The 15,458-nt window shown below is 43.8% G+C and carries 15 protein-coding genes and 1 pseudogene; all 16 read right to left on the bottom strand.

Translation table 11 applies throughout. The features are described from left to right. Window positions 1-1,303: 1,303 nt before the first annotated feature. Window positions 1,304-1,660, bottom strand: a pseudogene (locus GC093_RS18120) (flagellin N-terminal helical domain-containing protein); the annotation flags it as partial. A 167-nt stretch (window positions 1,661-1,827) separates the two neighbouring features. Continuing rightward, a complete protein-coding gene (gene csrA / locus GC093_RS18115) occupies window positions 1,828-2,061 on the bottom strand; it encodes a carbon storage regulator CsrA (RefSeq protein ID WP_171653294.1) in 234 nt (77 codons plus the stop codon). Beyond that, on the bottom strand, window positions 2,055-2,525 hold the full coding sequence (fliW, locus tag GC093_RS18110; protein ID WP_171653293.1) for a flagellar assembly protein FliW: 471 nt from the start codon (window positions 2,523-2,525) through the stop codon (window positions 2,055-2,057). Before fliW ends, csrA begins: the two co-directional genes overlap by 7 nt. Before the next feature lie 75 nt (window positions 2,526-2,600). Further along, the gene (locus GC093_RS18105; protein ID WP_246314727.1) at window positions 2,601-3,176 is read right to left on the bottom strand and encodes a DUF6470 family protein; all 576 of its coding nucleotides are present in this window, start codon (window positions 3,174-3,176) and stop codon (window positions 2,601-2,603) included. Window positions 3,177-3,191: 15 nt separating this feature from the next. Next, window positions 3,192-4,076 carry a flagellar hook-associated protein FlgL gene (gene flgL / locus GC093_RS18100; protein ID WP_312886560.1) on the bottom strand — a complete coding sequence of 295 codons (885 nt, stop codon included), beginning with the start codon at window positions 4,074-4,076 and terminating at the stop codon, window positions 3,192-3,194. Between the two features lie 43 nt (window positions 4,077-4,119). Beyond that, window positions 4,120-5,703 (bottom strand): flagellar hook-associated protein FlgK, encoded by a 1,584-nt coding sequence (gene flgK, locus GC093_RS18095; RefSeq protein WP_171653292.1) that lies wholly within the window; start codon window positions 5,701-5,703, stop codon window positions 4,120-4,122. Window positions 5,704-5,742: 39 nt separating this feature from the next. Continuing rightward, window positions 5,743-6,243, bottom strand: coding sequence for a flagellar protein FlgN (locus GC093_RS18090; RefSeq protein WP_171653291.1), 501 nt, complete (start codon window positions 6,241-6,243; stop codon window positions 5,743-5,745). 30 nt (window positions 6,244-6,273) lie between these two features. Then, window positions 6,274-6,546, bottom strand: a complete 273-nt coding sequence (flgM, locus tag GC093_RS18085) for a flagellar biosynthesis anti-sigma factor FlgM (protein ID WP_171653290.1) — start codon at window positions 6,544-6,546, stop codon at window positions 6,274-6,276. A gap of 107 nt (window positions 6,547-6,653) precedes the next feature. Continuing rightward, a complete protein-coding gene (locus GC093_RS18080) occupies window positions 6,654-7,076 on the bottom strand; it encodes a flagellar protein (protein ID WP_171653289.1) in 423 nt (140 codons plus the stop codon). A gap of 73 nt (window positions 7,077-7,149) precedes the next feature. Further along, window positions 7,150-7,440 (bottom strand): hypothetical protein, encoded by a 291-nt coding sequence (locus tag GC093_RS18075; protein WP_171653288.1) that lies wholly within the window; start codon window positions 7,438-7,440, stop codon window positions 7,150-7,152. Between the two features lie 105 nt (window positions 7,441-7,545). After that, window positions 7,546-8,043, bottom strand: coding sequence for a ComF family protein (locus tag GC093_RS18070; RefSeq protein ID WP_246314717.1), 498 nt, complete (start codon window positions 8,041-8,043; stop codon window positions 7,546-7,548). Between the two features lie 290 nt (window positions 8,044-8,333). Next, complete coding sequence (locus GC093_RS18065; RefSeq protein WP_171653286.1) at window positions 8,334-10,259, bottom strand: ATP-dependent helicase ComFA; 1,926 nt, start codon at window positions 10,257-10,259, stop codon at window positions 8,334-8,336. 23 nt (window positions 10,260-10,282) lie between these two features. Further along, window positions 10,283-10,681: a hypothetical protein gene (locus GC093_RS18060; RefSeq protein WP_171653285.1), complete on the bottom strand. Its 399-nt coding sequence runs from the start codon at window positions 10,679-10,681 to the stop codon at window positions 10,283-10,285. Between the two features lie 108 nt (window positions 10,682-10,789). Further along, window positions 10,790-11,515, bottom strand: coding sequence for a response regulator (locus tag GC093_RS18055; protein WP_171653284.1), 726 nt, complete (start codon window positions 11,513-11,515; stop codon window positions 10,790-10,792). Window positions 11,516-11,517: 2 nt separating this feature from the next. After that, window positions 11,518-12,672, bottom strand: coding sequence for a sensor histidine kinase (locus tag GC093_RS18050; RefSeq protein ID WP_171653283.1), 1,155 nt, complete (start codon window positions 12,670-12,672; stop codon window positions 11,518-11,520). 128 nt (window positions 12,673-12,800) lie between these two features. Then, window positions 12,801-15,422, bottom strand: a complete 2,622-nt coding sequence (locus tag GC093_RS18045) for a stalk domain-containing protein (RefSeq protein WP_312886556.1) — start codon at window positions 15,420-15,422, stop codon at window positions 12,801-12,803. Between the last annotated feature and the right edge of the window lie 36 nt (window positions 15,423-15,458).

Here is a 15,458-nt window from a genome sequence, read left to right as displayed (position 1 = left end):
CACCTGGTGCAAGATCTGTTCCACCTACTGTATCACTAATTGTTCCTACCGAACCTGCAAATCCAATAGCAGCTGCAGCAGAAGAGGAACTGCCGATTACTACGCTGGAGGTAGAACCTGTTGAAGCCGAAACAAATTGAAGTTTACCCGTGCTGCTATCAACCTGTGCACTAACTTTACCCACTAAAGCACTGTTGCTGTTAATTTGGTTGTTAACTTCATTTGCCAATGCTTTGGCATCTTTATAATTACCAGCTGTCAATGTGATGCTGGAAGCTGTAGCGCCATCTACGCTGATGCTAAGCTGATCATTAGCTCCTGCGGAAATGAATGTTCCTGCTTCCACACCTATTACTGCGTCGGTTCCTTTTGTACTAACTGCTGTAGGAATAGTAGGTTGTGTTGTTGTAGTTGTTGTTCCAAACAGAGCTGCTGACTTACCTCCCCCAATTGTCAAGGTGTTACTCGCGATGTTAGAGGTCAGTTTAAGATGCCCGTTGCCGTCATCTCCAACTGTTACAATACCCTCTCCATATTGAGCATTAATTTCTGTTTGCAAGGATGATTTCAGGTCGTCAAATGTGTGAGTGCCTAAATAAGTAGCAGCTAAAGCAATTGTTTTTGCCGCTCCGCCACCAATTGTTAGATCAAAATCCAAATCATTGGCTGCAGCCACAGTAACACCATTTTTATGATCTACTGTACCAACAGATGTATTGGAGTTACCTTTAAAGCCCAAAGCAGATAGAGCGGAAGTTGCCCCTGTAGTAGGATCAGCAACTGCTACGCTAATAGTTGAACTGCTGCCGGTTGCTACTGTCGAAAATTGGAGATGGTTATCTGCAGTCAAGCTGGCTACTGCTTGGTTGAACTCATTATTAGCTTCTTTGCCACCCGCAACGTTGTTATTGACTGCATTCTTAATTGCCGTATTAATTGCATCGACAAATTGCGAACGTGTATAGCCGCTACCTGTGCTTGCTGCAATTGTTACTTCAGCTGCGGTAGCAACGCCATTAATGGTAAGTGCAAACGTGTCATTTACGCCTGTTTGAATGATGGTATTCTGAGCTACTGCTGCTTGTCCTGTTTGGGTAGCACCTGTTCCTGCTTTTCCTGCAGAAGCACTGCTTGTCGCAGCTGCAAGACCTGCTGCAGCCGTTCCGCCCGTTGCAGCAATATCAGCCGCTTTGAAGCTGCTGGATACATCAATAGAGCCTTGAGCAGTTTTAGCGCCGCTCAAGCTACCGTTCAACAATTTCTTAGTATTGAACTCTGTTGTGCTAGCAATACGGTCAACCTCGGATTTCAACTGGGAAACCTCTTTTTGAAGTGAAGCACGGTCAGAATCTGTTGACGTATCGTTGGATGCTTGAACAGCTAGTTCGCGCATACGTTGAAGGATGGAGTGAGTTTCATTCATCGCACCCTCAGCCGTTTGAATCAAGGAAATGCTATCTTGAGCGTTGCTGCTAGCCTGAGTCAATCCGCGAATTTGTCCGCGCATTTTTTCGGAAATTGCAAGACCTGCTGCATCGTCAGCCGCTTTGTTGATACGAAGACCGGAAGATAATTTCTCAAGTGCTTTGTTCGTTGCACCGCTGTTGTTAGTTAATTGACGGTGAGTGTTCAATGCTGCAATGTTGTGATTAATTCTCATTTGTTCTTCCTCCTTGAAGTTATAACCACATCCATGTGGTTAGTTAGTTTGGACTATTCTATATAGGTCGGCCGTACCTATTAGAACCACCTATATTATATATCGAATTTCGACACCGAATTGTTTAGAGCATTTTTTCGTTTTTTAAAATAATTTGTATTTCGTCATTATTCGGTTTTCTTTTTGAACATTTTACCTAAGTCACTTGCTTTATTCCAGCTTATTGTCGATTCCTGATTCATTTGCTTGATTTGTTCATATACTTCTTTTCGATACACTTCGACAGACTTGGGTGCTTGAATTCCTATCTTAACAACATCGCCTTCACTGTCCAGTATGATAATCTCAACATGCTCCCCAATGATGATGGACTCGCCTTTCTTTCTTGACAGTACTAGCATGTCGAACTCTCCTTCCCAGGTTGGGAATCTTCCTTGTGGTTATTAGGAAATAGCTTGTGCTTAATACTATAAGGTGATCCATGCAAAATAATTTGACGAGCAAGCTTATGCTTAATATTAATAATAATAGGAGCCAACAAGTTCACTGTTGCCTCTTGAATATGATCCTGAACCGAAACCATACTCAGAACGATAACATCTGTATCTTTAACAATCTGCAATTCATCTCTAACCGCTTCCGATAGGTCAAATTCATAATCAGAGAAAAACTCAAACGGATTCGTAACAATGAAAGCCAAATCCCCCTGATCTACCGATTGCATAAACAGAAAGTGCGAATCTTCTTGTATGGGTAAGAAAGCAAATTGTTGTAACTCCTCGAAGCCCGGCAATCCATGTGAAAAAATATAGGTACTCTCTTTATCAATCTCAACCTCACCAAATCTTGATGTTAACAACCTCATCCATCTCCATCCTCTCAACCTTCGAATAAAAAACAAAAAGCTATAGATCGGCTTCAATCCATAGCATGTGAACATTCACATTAACGTATCAATTTGTGGTGGTGTAATCTCGACCTTGCCCCATCGCAGCATCGAATACTCAAGCTTGCCGCGGTGATATTCGATTTCAGGACGATTGACTTGGGTATTAATCTGTACGCCGCCTCGCTCTGCTTGTATTTCTGGGGCCCTACGGTTGAAGTGGATATCCACATTGTCGTATGCCGCTTCTCCAACAAAGTCAAGCTCGGAAAACCCGCTGATCTGGCTGCGCTCCACCGCTATATCAGCAATAGGGTTTCCCCCCTTATGGATGGCGTACATGCGATTGCCGTCTTCTACCCTTCTGGCAATACCTTGCAAGGCAATATCGCGAGACTGGCTGTAGATCCGATTCATAACCTCTAGCGTACCAGGCAAGCCCAATGCGTCCCAAGCTTTACTCTGATCTATTTCTAGTTCACCATTCGGTTGATGCATTTCCAGCTTCGTTGAAGTTTGCTGCATCTCCATCGTTGGACGCGGCTGTCTCATTTCATATTGACCTAGATCAGCATCAATACCAATCTGAGCATATTCCTGACGAATTTGGATCGAGGGTAGTGGAAACATTTAATCAATCTCCTTTTACCTGAGAAAATCGACCAAGCTAGGCTGGATGATCTTGGCCCCAGTGGAAAGAGAGGCTTGATATACATTCTCTGCAACCTTCATGTTGGTAATAACAACTGCCATATCCGCATCCTCTGTTTTGGATTGAAGGCTCGCAACGTTAATAGCGACATCCTTCAATCGATCCTCTGACAGTTCGATTCTATTCATCTTAGCTCCTGTATCCGAACGCATATCGAGAACCTTGTTCATCCGTAAATCGAAATCCTCGATCGCTTTATTAATTCCGGTGAAATCTCCCTTGCCTAATGCAGTCACAAAATCCTTAGTAATTTTAAAAACATTATCCGGATCTGTCGGTGTTCCAAAAATTTTGCCAGCTGATGCATTTACTCCGATTTTCACACCCACACCGATCTCGAATTGAATAACCCCTTCATCTGGTTGCTCATTTTGAGCATTTTCTAGAGTGTACGGCTGCACATCCGTAAGTTCTCCATTAAACACATACTTTCCATTAAACTGACTGTTACCGATGTCAACCATCTGCTCATAAAGCTGTGAAGCCTCCGACTTAATGGTATCCAATGCCTCTTGCGGATTGGTTCCATTAGAAGCCTTAACCGCTGATTCTCTCAGCTTCTGAAGCACATCGCCTGCTTGACCCAGAATCGTGTCCGTATATGACAACCAAGATGTAGCGGCGCTCGCATTCGATTGGTACTGATCATTGGCAGATAATTCGCTACGGTAGCGCATTGAAAAGCTTATGCCAACCGGATCATCCGAGGGTTTATTAATTCTACGTCCTGTTGACAGCTGATTTTGCAGGTTGTCCATTTGGTTCATGTTGGTATTCAAATTCCGTAGAAATTGGCTGCTCATTATGGATTGAGTCACTCTTTGCAATCCGCTCACCTCAAACTTCACTTAGTTTTATAAATTATCTTCCTACTATCCCCATACTATTGATAACTTTATCCAGTATCTCATCATATGAGGTCATAGCTCTCGCCGCTGCATTGTAAGCATGCTGGAACTTGATCATATTGGCCATTTCTTCATCCATAGAAACACCGCTAACCGACTGCCTTCGTGCTTCCACCTGCTCCACCAAAACCTGCTGATTCGTAGCTTGTCTCTGCGCCTCTTGGCCTTGAACACCTAATTGTCCAACTACAGCACGGAAGAACTCATCAATCGTTCCATCCTTCAACACAACAGCACCAGAACCTGTGGGATCAAAACTAAATGGCTTATCTCTTAACCCTGCAATAAGTAAGGACATGTCATTATTACCCCGTACCACTTTCTCCACGTTATCTGCTGGATCGACGTAGGTTCTCAGTGATGCTGCAATCTTGGAAACATCGTTCTCTATTATAGGGTTAACCTTAAGCGTTGCTGCCGATAGGGTTGCTCCATCACTAATGAAAAAGTCTGATCCCACAGCAGCCTTTCCATTATCAAGAACATAACCAAGCTTATGCAGTCCATTAAAGCCCTTGACCGTAATTTCTTTGGTATCGGTATCTTGCAAGGTTCTATCCGCAATCGACCCCGAAAATGTTTTGCTTCCAACAACAGTTCCTTCTGGCAAAACAGAACCAACAGGCAATGTAATCTTAATATCGCCTTCAACCATTGTTTTAACCATGGTATCGATCTCATTGCGATACGACGCAACTAATTTATCCCGTGAGTAAATCATACCGTATACTTCGCCACTGGCAAGATCTCCCCCGAAGCTGCCCTCAAGCGATTCAGGGGTTACGGTTGATGCGACATTAAAGCCATCTACCAGCACCTGGCCTCCCATAGAAACTCTATATCCATTGGCATCTTCTTGAACCGTAATATTAACGGTTTTCGACAAGTCGTCCAGTAGAACGTTACGCTGATCGCGAAGGTCATTAGCGTTATTCCCAAAGCCTTCTATCCTATAAATTTCGTTATTTAAAGCTGCAACCTGTTGTGTGGTAGAATTAATGTAAGTTGACTTGACCCTGATATTATCCGTTAAATCACTGGTTAGATCGCTTAATTGCTTCGAGGTATGATTAAATGCATCAGCCATCGCAAGTGCGCTTTCTTTAACAACAGCCCGCGCTGTTAGATTGTCCGGAGCCTTGCTAAGCTCCTGCCATGCATTCCAGAAGTTCTGAATAACTTGTCTAACACCTGTGTCTGACGGCTCATTGATAATTGCCTCTAGCTTATCAAGCGTATCCTGCCGAATATTCCATTCACCAGAAGATTTGTTTTCGTTATAAAACTGTGAATCCAAGAAATTCTCACGAACTCGTGTAATTGAAGTAAACTCAACACCCTGCCCCATCTGTCCTGGAACCGTACTTCTCTGTAGTCCCAAGGCTTCTGTTGGCTTTGCCGCAACCATGTTCACTACCTGACGGGAATACCCCCTAGTGTTGGCATTAGCCACGTTATGCCCGGTTGTGTTCAGCGCTTCCTGTTGTGTAAATAAGGCCCGCTTCGATATTTCAATACCACTAAATGTGGAACGCATATATAAAGTCCCCTCCTCTAATCTGCTTGTTCACATCGCCTATGCTCTGGTGTCAAATATGCCCAACCGTTTGTTCCCGTTAGAACTTTGTCGAGGCTTTTGATAAATGATGTCATCATCTGGAGGTCCGACAAAAAGATCCAATGAATAATCGATAAATGATAAAGAATGCTCAATAAGCTGTTGATTCAATTGATTCAATTCTCTTAATTTCCGAATTGTTCCAAGAAGCTGCTTCTGTAGCCCTAACAACGCTTTCTTATCATCAATGTTAAAAATAATCTTAGTCAAATCACTTACCGTTACTTTGGGATTGGGCTTGTAGCCCTTCTCAATTAAAAACTGTCCGATCACTTCAATCCGCTGCCGATCCAACTCGCCGATTTGTTTCACCAACTTATTTTCTTTGGTAACGATCTGCGTCAGTTGCTCCACATCATTGCGGATGAGCACCTGCTTCTTCAGCTCAGCTAATTCGAACAAAGTGTCATGGATCTCGTTTAGTGCCGTCATCGTTTGAATCAAAGCTTGGAATGCCATGCTCATCCACCTAATTATCCAGATTGAGTATTACTTTATGAAAGGAAACAGCTTATCTGCGAGCGACCTGGCATCAACCTTGTAGGTGCCTGCTGCAACCGATGATTTTAGCGAATCTATCTGTTCTTTTGAATGCTCTGCCGCCGTCGAGTTGGACGAGCCTAGAAGCTCTTTGGCTTCACTCGAAATTTCGACTTGATCTTTCTTCTTACCGGTCTTTCCAGCTGTCGAAGTAGACATCGCATCGTGATTCTTCTGATATTGGTTCACCGCACCGACTCTGTTAGTTCCATTTATCTTCATAACCTACACCTCATTTTCACCTAAAAATAACTCCACCGTAAAAGCGTTATTACTTTTATCGGTGAAGTTATGGGAAAAGTTTATATTAAATTTTGTCAGAGCTTTAATTAATGGCGATCGTTCAAGCGATCCCGTATGTTATAGGTAGCTTTATGGCTCTGTACTTCTTGTATCTTTTTACGGGTCTCATCCTCACGCATTTGATTTGTTTCCTTGGCCAATCTAGACCTACACGGCTCGCACATCGTATGTTCACGAATTTGTGTGCCACATACTTCACAGTCATAGCTCATATTCGCATTTCCCTTAATAGAAATTCGGCCTTCGCGGATAAACTTCGTAATCTGGCCGACCGAAACCTCAGTTGCTTCGCTTAATTCATTAATGGTGCAAGAGCGATATTCACGTAAATATTTTAAACATTTCTCATACTGCAAATCTATACTCTTAATACAATTTCCACAAATTCCATAAGTATTCTTTATATAGACTTTACCGCAGCGCTGACAATTATCCACATTTAAACTCATAATGCTTCCCCCTTACATAAATGAAAAAATGATCATTGGATGACACAAGAAAAAGTGCTGAATGCGTGATGAGCTACCTACTTTTTAATTTGCTTATCTCTGTCTCAAGCTTCAACTGATTCTTGTTCAAAATTTCAATATTATGCTCATGTGTATTCAGTTCGTCCATTATTTTAACATGATGCTTGTTGTTTTCTCCTACCATTTTGACAAGCTGATGAATAACATCCCCTTGCTGCTGCTGTTCTCTTTTTATAACCTGCATATCTGATTTCAGACCCTGCATACCCATTTTCAGACCCTCTACATCTGTCTTCAATCCTACAAGCATGTCCATTATCAGATCCAGCTTCTTATCACTCATTAATGATCCCCCTCTCTTTTAAAAACTGCTCATTAATCCGTCCTCAAGTTGTTTCTCTCATTATAGTATCTTAACGCATCTGGTACAATGAAAATAACAATTTGGCTATCTAGCCCAGCTTATTCCACATATATCGACAGAATGAAACTCCTTCTTAATAGCTTTAGCACACTCGTTCAAAGTGCTGCCTGTCGTGTAGACATCATCTACCACATACAGAGTAACCTTAGAGCTTGAAAATAGAGCTTTATGCTTGTCCTTGGCCGAAGGATCTACTGCAAAAACACCCTGCAAATCCTCTATCCGGTCCACTCTGGTCTTAAAGCTCTGCTTGTCCGTATGACGCGTTCTTTGAAGCAGTGGTATAACCGGAAGCCCCGTCTTGCGCCCCAATTCCTCGGCAAGCTGCTGCGATTGATTGAAGCCGCGTTCCGTGAGCCTTTTGTCACTTAGTGGAACGTAGGTGATCATTTCTGAGCAGTCAGCAGAACCGACTACTGCTTCATGTTTATGTAGATTATAGGCATGCAGCAGCATCGAACCAATCAATCGCCGCATCTCCTCGTGACCTCGGTATTTGTAAATCCCCAACCATCCTTTCATTTGAGGATTGTAGCTAACCGCACTGCGATTCCGCTCGAAATAAGAGTCTTTTCGTCGAACGCAATCCATACACGTTTCTGGGCGACCGCATGTTGCACAACGAGGCTGTAGGATCCAAGGGATCTTATCTGCACAATTACGGCATAATGGGAGCTCCCCTGGGCTTGTATAAGCTGCATGGCAGGCTAGGCAGGTCAGACGATTAGGAGCAAGCATGGACTCTGCTTTTGTTACTATTTGTCGTAACCACTGTCGAAAAGAGAACCGTTGGCGACTAGCTGATGAGTATTTTACGATTTCGTCACTTCCTTCGTACGTAAATATCCTTTCTTTCTAGCCAGAGCGTTCATTCCCTTAATCTGACGGGTAGCTTCGACTTGTGCGCGTGTCCTTTCTTTTGCTACAAAAAACACACTGCCTGCAGGGTCATCCGCTGAACGTCCTGCTCTCCCCGCCATTTGAACCAATGCAGCTGAATCAAAGATTGGCGCGTCCGCATCCAAAATAAACACATCGGATTTCGGAATCGTAACTCCACGCTCCAGAATCGTTGTCGTAATCAGCATACGCACTTGCTTGTTGCGGAAATCTCCTACTTTTTGCGTACGGTTATCGTCCTTTGACGAGGTCCCTTGCACCACAATTTCGGGAAATAACCGACTTAACAGCTGCGTTAAAGGTTCAACCATATATATTTTCGGTACAAATACAAAAACCTGTGCGCCTCTTTCTAAAGAGGTCATCATTCTATGCTTTAGCTTGATGGGTAGGGATGACTGTTTGAGCTGCTGCGCTAGTGGCGCACTGCTCATGAGGATAGGTACAGGCAGCGGATGGCGATGAAACCTTGCTGCTACCTTTACGTGGGGTAAATGACGGCGCTTGGCCGCCTTCTGAAGATGTTTAGGAGGTGTTGCTGATAATAATACGGTAGCGCCAGTTGTTTTGCATACCTTCTGTGCAGCGTATTCCAGCATTGGATTGTTATGATAAGGAAAAGCATCGAGTTCATCAATTATGACGAGGTCAAAGGCATGATGAAACCGCAGAAGCTGGTGTGTTGTCGCAATCGTAATCGTTCCTGAGTCCCATCGCTGCTCGCTTCCCCCATATAAAGTAACGACCGGTGTTGGTGCGAAGGCCTTCTCCAAGCGCGGTTTCAGCTCCAGCACCACATCCCGCCTCGGCGTAGCCACGACAACCTTGCCTCCTTGGGCAACGGTGTACTGGATCAATGGAAAGATCATTTCGGTTTTACCCGCTCCTGTCACAGCCCAGATCAGAAACCTCCGTTGTTCCCGTACAGGATTGGCACCCGCCATTTGTAAATCATTTGCTTTCAAAAAAGCCAATGCCTCCAAAGATGCTTCAGCTTGGATCTCACTGAGTCCCCAAGGCTGTATATATGAATCTAATGAGAGCGATAGCTTCGATTCCAAGTCATCATGATAATAAGCTTCCGACTTACTCAACATCCCCGGCTCTAATGAAGCGCTGACCATGATGGCGCAATAACGCGATCTTCCCATCGTTAAGCACTGCTCACAGTACGGACATGCCGTCCCGCAAAATATACAATCCGTATAGACCAGCTGCTCGTCCTCACCACCACATCGATGGCACTTAGAGGCCGTTTCTTTACGTAAGAAGGGCAGCTTGCGCTGCAGCTTCTGAACTAGAACTCCTTGATTGAGATGCAGGGCACCTTGTAAGCATGCAGTTTGCACATAAGCCATTGGTTCAGTTGCTGCTCCAATAAGACCGTAGTGCTCCATGAGCTGGGTGACCTCGTCCATAAGCAAGCTTCGACCCTGCATGCCCGCAATAAGCACTGACAGTTGGTCCTCCTCGATTCGCAGCAGACCGTTAGTCTGGCTCATCCGGTAAGCTTCCCACTGCTCAAGATCGCATTCCACTATACGTGGATCATCACTCCCATGACCATTAGTCAGAGGGATTCCCAAAGCTGCCGCTTGCTGTGTTATTGCTCGAAGTAATGATTCAGGCCGAGGTAATAGCTCCCTACTGTGCTCCAATAAACTCAATTTTTCACACAAACCAACAGCTTGTCCATACGAAATGGACGGTTCCAGCATCCAGATCCGTAACGAATCTTTATGCTGACCGAACCAATAGATCAAATCCGCCCTTATATCCAAAGAGATATGCCACGAGCTTGTGTGATCCTTCCTAACTGAATACAACACAACCTTCATCGCTCACCGCCCAGCACCCATTTTCAAAACATTTTGTAAGCGGTTACTAATCCATCTTGCTGTCCGAGTCGCACAACAATAACCTGCTTATCCTCATGCTGCTCAATCCATTCCTCCAAAGAACCAACAGCTTCAAAGCTGCTAATATCTACTTGATATTCTCGCCGTATTCGGTCAACTATCGCCAACGTATCATCAGTCGAGCCTTCATCCGCTAAAGTTACTTGAATTTCCCTGCCTTTCAGCCGCGAGAAAAAAAATAAGGATCGGATATACCACTCAACCTGCATTTGACTGTTACAGGTAAGCAATAAGAAATGCGTCGCCTCTCTAGCCTCATTCCGGTGACGCCGGTAAAACCAATGCACCAAGGCGATACTCGCAGCATAGCTGCCAAAGATCCACAACAATCCTAACACCATCGCGGCTCCCTCCCTTAAACCCATTATATGCGGCTACAGGTTGGTCGGTTCCTCTCTCGGTGTAAAATAGATCTTTGACCACTCGCGCGGGTAAGCTAGGTACGTTTCTTACAATGTTACCCAGCCATTCTTAATAGCAACAATAACAGCTTGTGTACGGTCATCCACTTCCATTTTTTGAAGGATGCTGCTCACATGATTTTTGACCGTTTTCTCACTAATAAACAAAAATTCGCCAATCATCTTATTACTTTTCCCCTCGGCCATCAAACGGAGCACCTCGGCTTCCCGTCTTGTTAGCGGACTGCTATCGGTATGGATATACTTAACTCCAGCTTCTTTCGGAACAGCACCTGACCCAGCAGCTCCCACTTCATCTAAATAGGTCATCCGGCGCAGCTGGTTTATCAGCTTACCCGTTACTTTAGGATGTATGTATGCATGTCCTGCTACTACTGAACGAATCGCATTAATGAGTGACTCCGCCTCCATATCCTTCAACAAATATCCGGAAGCACCTTTACGTAGCGTTTCAAACACATAGCTCTCGTCATCATGAATCGATAAAATAATTACTTTTATATCAGGAAATATTTCTTTAAGCTTTTCCGTTGCCACAACGCCATTTTCTACAGGCATATTAATATCCATCAACACGATGTCAGGATTCAATGTATTGCAGAGCTCAATAACTTGGATACCGTCTCCGCATTCCCCTACTACTTCCAGGTCATTCTCCATATTGAGAATACGTTTAACCCCTTCGCGAAACAATTGATGATCATCGGCAAGAACTAGCTTTATGTTGCGCTTTGAGGTTCCTATTATGTCCATAATTAATCCTCCTTCGACTCTAGTTTTATTGGAATGAGAAGTGATACCTTCGTACCTACGTCTTTTGTTGACTGGATTTCCATTCTTCCTTCCAACAGCTCCACACGCTCTCTCATACCCATTAATCCGTAATGGCTGCCTTTTTCAATCTTCTTGTCAATCATTTCTACAACAAAGCCGATCCCGTTATCCGTTACGACTATCTTAACCATTTGCTGTTGAAAAGTTACTTCTAAAGTAATATTCGATGCATGAGCATGCTTTAGAACATTTGAGAACGCTTCTTGCACCAGTCGATATATAGCAACTTCCATTCCAGAAGGAAGCCGGGTGTCTTTACCTACTAATTCGAACTTCGTCCAAATTTTCGTTTTTTCTTCATAGTCCTGAACAAACTTACGTAAGGCGGGAATAAGACCGAGGTCATCAAGAGCCATTGGTCTCAGATTAAATATAATCTTACGAACCTCTTCAATGCCGCTCCTTACCTGCCCTTTTAAATCAATAAGCTCCTCCTTAACCGAAGAAAAGGCTTGCTTGGAAAGCATCCGTTCTGCAATCTCCGTACGAAGCACTACATTAGCCATGGTTTGCGCTAAGCCATCGTGTATTTCCCGGGCAATCCGTTTGCGTTCTTCTTCCTGGGCCAAAATAATTTTCAAACCCAAAAGCTGTCGATTCTTGGCAGACTCCAGCAAGCGTGTAACTTGGTTCAAGTCTCCCGTTAAATACTCAAGTACTACATTGACTTGGGATACAACGGACTCCGCTCTTTCCAATTGCTTGTCTACATTCTTGATCCGCTTCTGCAAATCATCCCGTCTTGCTTTCAGGTGAACTTCTTTCTCCCTAAGCATGGCAAGCTGGGTTTGCAAATGCGTAGCCAGCTCATAGGCTGTCCGAATGTCTTCCTCTGTAAATCGCTTGAAGTCGCGACTTACTTCCGTTAAACGCACACGTGCCCTGCGGTATTCCAATTCAACCCGGTCAACCTGTTCAATGGTTTGCGAGGTTGAATCAATAACTTGCTGCAATTCTTTGTTCAGAGCATTGCGTTCTGACCGAACACTCTCACAGATTTCGAAAATCTGATATTTGCTACTCTCCATGACGTCAATCGCATTTTTGATAATGCGGTCTAAAGCATCCACTTGCATTCAGGTCAGGCTCCTTCACGAACGATTCAACCAGGGAGAGCCTACCCAGTCTTTATTCCTACTGGAATAGGCTCTTATGCAATATAGTAACATATTTCGCCACGTTTGTAAGAGGCGATTAGGACTAATTATTGTAGAGTAATCTGCTGGGTCTTCCCATCCCAAGTCACTTTCCAGCCCAAATTCTCTGAAAGAATACGAAGCGGTACTACCGTAAGATTGTTCATGATTTTAGGTGCAACCTCTGCTGTTATCCGTTGACCGTTAACAATGACATCTGGATTATCGATGTAGAGGTCTACCATTTTATCACCACGAATGACCGTGACTTTACGCTCCTTATCATCCCAACGAACCGTACCACCCAATGCATCCGTTACAAAACGAATCGGAATCAAAGTATTTCCTTTTTCAATAACTGGAGCCTGCTCTAATGTCATGCTCTTTCCGTTTACAGCTACCGCTGTCTTATTAACCGTCAGATTGACTGTGCTTTTTGCAGGAGCTGTTACCTGACCTTTATAACTAAAGGTAATATCGTCAATCTCGATTTTCCCTTTTGCCGCGCGCTCATCTTGTCCTATTTCCTCATTTACCACATAAACACTTTTCACCGCTATAGGGTATTTAAGATTGTACTCGGATAGGTCTGCAGATACCAGCTTCCAGCCCTTCCAATTAATACTTGGCACAATTTCAACATAATACACTTTGCCACTGTTATCCTTTATCTCCGTTTTTAAAGCATTTAAGCTCTCGTCTCCGTTAACCTTAAGCTTAATAAGCTGCGGCTCATCATCGATTAGAATACTTGTATCCAAATCAGCATAAGCCCACTTGGTACCAGTACCTTTTGTGAAATCATAGTTCAACTCTAAGTATTTATTTTTGATTTCATTCTCTTTTATATACACAGATGCTGAAACCGCTTCAGGCAGCCCTCGAGACATTGTCATCACAGCAAAATTGTCCAAGTCATACCATACCTTGTCTTTTCCAACAGCAATCGTCAGCATGGTACTGTAGCCATCATAACGTGCGATAAGTTGAGCTTGAGAAGTCCCTTGTAAGCTGTTAACTGACAGGATGCCGTCCTTGACCTCAGCCTTCATACCAATAACTTCCCATTGAATCAGCCCTGCCGGAACTTCTCTTGTTTTACCCGACTTCGTTGTTGCGATAACGGGCAGCTTATAGCTTTCCCCTTCCGTTAAAGCGATGTTGGCAGCATTAATCTTCAGTCCGGTAATTTGGTCTCTACCCGCTACTTCCACCTCTGCCGATTGGCTTCCTTTTCCCGAAGCTGCAGTTACTTTCGCGATACCTGGCTTGATAGGGGTAAATATGTTTTCTTTAAAAGAACCCGATTGACTATCAACCGTCCAATTAGCAGCAACTTTATCTGTCACCACAGGATTGTAGAATTCATCATAGGCTTTAAATTGCAAAGGAGCCTGTTCATTAACGAACAATACATTCGGAGTTTGGATGAAAAGTCCCTTTACCTCGCCTTGTGGCGCTGTAGAGAACACTCCTACTCCATTAACCACCTTACGTTGAATGCCCGTTTCCGTTTTGTTGATCAACACAGGATTAAATTCACCCAGGGGACGCGCAACCATCTGTGTCGAACCGCCTCCATCCAGATTTAACCCTTTCCATACACCCACTTTAATCATGAATTGCTGTAGCTCAGCCATGGTTAAACCCTTACTGTCTCCGCTATTATCAGCGGTAATGACATAGGCTGTCTTCAAATCCTTCGAGTATCCGAGGGCTGTTCTAGAGCGGGTGCAGCACAAGCTGCCTACTTCTCTGGAAAACTCCGTAGGCTGTCCCTCATCCACCAGAATCGTATGGCCGCCTATCATCATTTTAAAATTTTTCGCATCATACGTTTTGCTAGAATCCTGGGGAAGGATTTGATAATCCGCCACTAGCGGGTCGCCAACCTTTAGATGCTGTTTGACAAAATCCGCAGCTAGCCCTGAAGTACGCAGTATATAACCATCCTTCGGAGCAATCATATCAATAATAGTATTTTCGGCTATTTTCGTAATAATACCCTTTTGAACCAGCACTTCAGTTGGAACCGTCACGCCGTCGTTAGAGCGATCCACTTGTCCCCACGCATTCGTGTACATAAACATAGCATCAATATGACTATGCTCTCCACCCGGCTCAAACCAATAGTAGGTCTTGTTAATTCCGCCCAGCGTAAATTTCGCACCATCCTTAGCTGTTACCGAACCTGCAAAAGTAAATAAATCTACAATAGGAACATTGTTTTGAGATATAGCGAATGAATAAAAGCCTGGTAAATACGGCGGTGTTGCCATAAGCTGCCCGTTAGCAATCTCTGGTCCCATAGGTACGCCTTCAGCTTGGGTATTGTAAAAGTCACCATTGACCCCTGCCACAGCTTTAGTTTCTGTAGCCATGCCCAATACGCTTTGTTTCTTTGTGAACTGATTATCAGTTCCCGACATTACGTCCAATTTAACATTCGGATTGGTAAGATCCACTTCTACCACATTTGCATTAGTTGTAATTTCTTTTTTACTGCGTATGGACTTCCAAACATATTTTTTCAAAATCGCGCCTGATGTTAGTATATCTTGACTTACCATCGTAACTGATGGCTCTGCTGTTTCAGCGTAAACGTTAGCTGTCGACAATAACGGTGAAAAACCGATCATAGCTGACAACACCAAAGATGACACCGAAACCCATACTTTATGTTTACTCACGTTGTGTTTCTCCCTTCTTATCCCACTCTCCTCTAT

Source organism: Paenibacillus foliorum (genome assembly GCF_013141765.1).
GTDB classification, from domain to species: domain Bacteria; phylum Bacillota; class Bacilli; order Paenibacillales; family NBRC-103111; genus Paenibacillus_S; species Paenibacillus_S foliorum.
This window is presented reverse-complemented; position numbering and strand designations above follow the sequence as displayed.

Excerpts from the sequence above, each read along its gene's own strand:
- csrA (WP_171653294.1), bottom strand. The coding sequence starts at position 2,061 with ATGCTAGTACTGTCAAGAAAGAAAGGCGAGTCCATCATCATTGGGGAG.
- fliW (WP_171653293.1), bottom strand. The coding sequence starts at position 2,525 with ATGAGGTTGTTAACATCAAGATTTGGTGAGGTTGAGATTGATAAAGAG.
- GC093_RS18105 (WP_246314727.1), bottom strand. The coding sequence starts at position 3,176 with ATGTTTCCACTACCCTCGATCCAAATTCGTCAGGAATATGCTCAGATT.
- flgK (WP_171653292.1), bottom strand. The coding sequence starts at position 5,703 with ATGCGTTCCACATTTAGTGGTATTGAAATATCGAAGCGGGCCTTATTT.
- GC093_RS18090 (WP_171653291.1), bottom strand. The coding sequence starts at position 6,243 with ATGGCATTCCAAGCTTTGATTCAAACGATGACGGCACTAAACGAGATC.
- flgM (WP_171653290.1), bottom strand. The coding sequence starts at position 6,546 with ATGAAGATAAATGGAACTAACAGAGTCGGTGCGGTGAACCAATATCAG.
- GC093_RS18080 (WP_171653289.1), bottom strand. The coding sequence starts at position 7,076 with ATGAGTTTAAATGTGGATAATTGTCAGCGCTGCGGTAAAGTCTATATA.
- GC093_RS18075 (WP_171653288.1), bottom strand. The coding sequence starts at position 7,440 with ATGAGTGATAAGAAGCTGGATCTGATAATGGACATGCTTGTAGGATTG.
- GC093_RS18070 (WP_246314717.1), bottom strand. The coding sequence starts at position 8,043 with ATGAAAGGATGGTTGGGGATTTACAAATACCGAGGTCACGAGGAGATG.
- GC093_RS18065 (WP_171653286.1), bottom strand. The coding sequence starts at position 10,259 with ATGAAGGTTGTGTTGTATTCAGTTAGGAAGGATCACACAAGCTCGTGG.
- GC093_RS18060 (WP_171653285.1), bottom strand. The coding sequence starts at position 10,681 with ATGGTGTTAGGATTGTTGTGGATCTTTGGCAGCTATGCTGCGAGTATC.
- GC093_RS18055 (WP_171653284.1), bottom strand. The coding sequence starts at position 11,515 with ATGGACATAATAGGAACCTCAAAGCGCAACATAAAGCTAGTTCTTGCC.
- GC093_RS18050 (WP_171653283.1), bottom strand. The coding sequence starts at position 12,672 with ATGCAAGTGGATGCTTTAGACCGCATTATCAAAAATGCGATTGACGTC.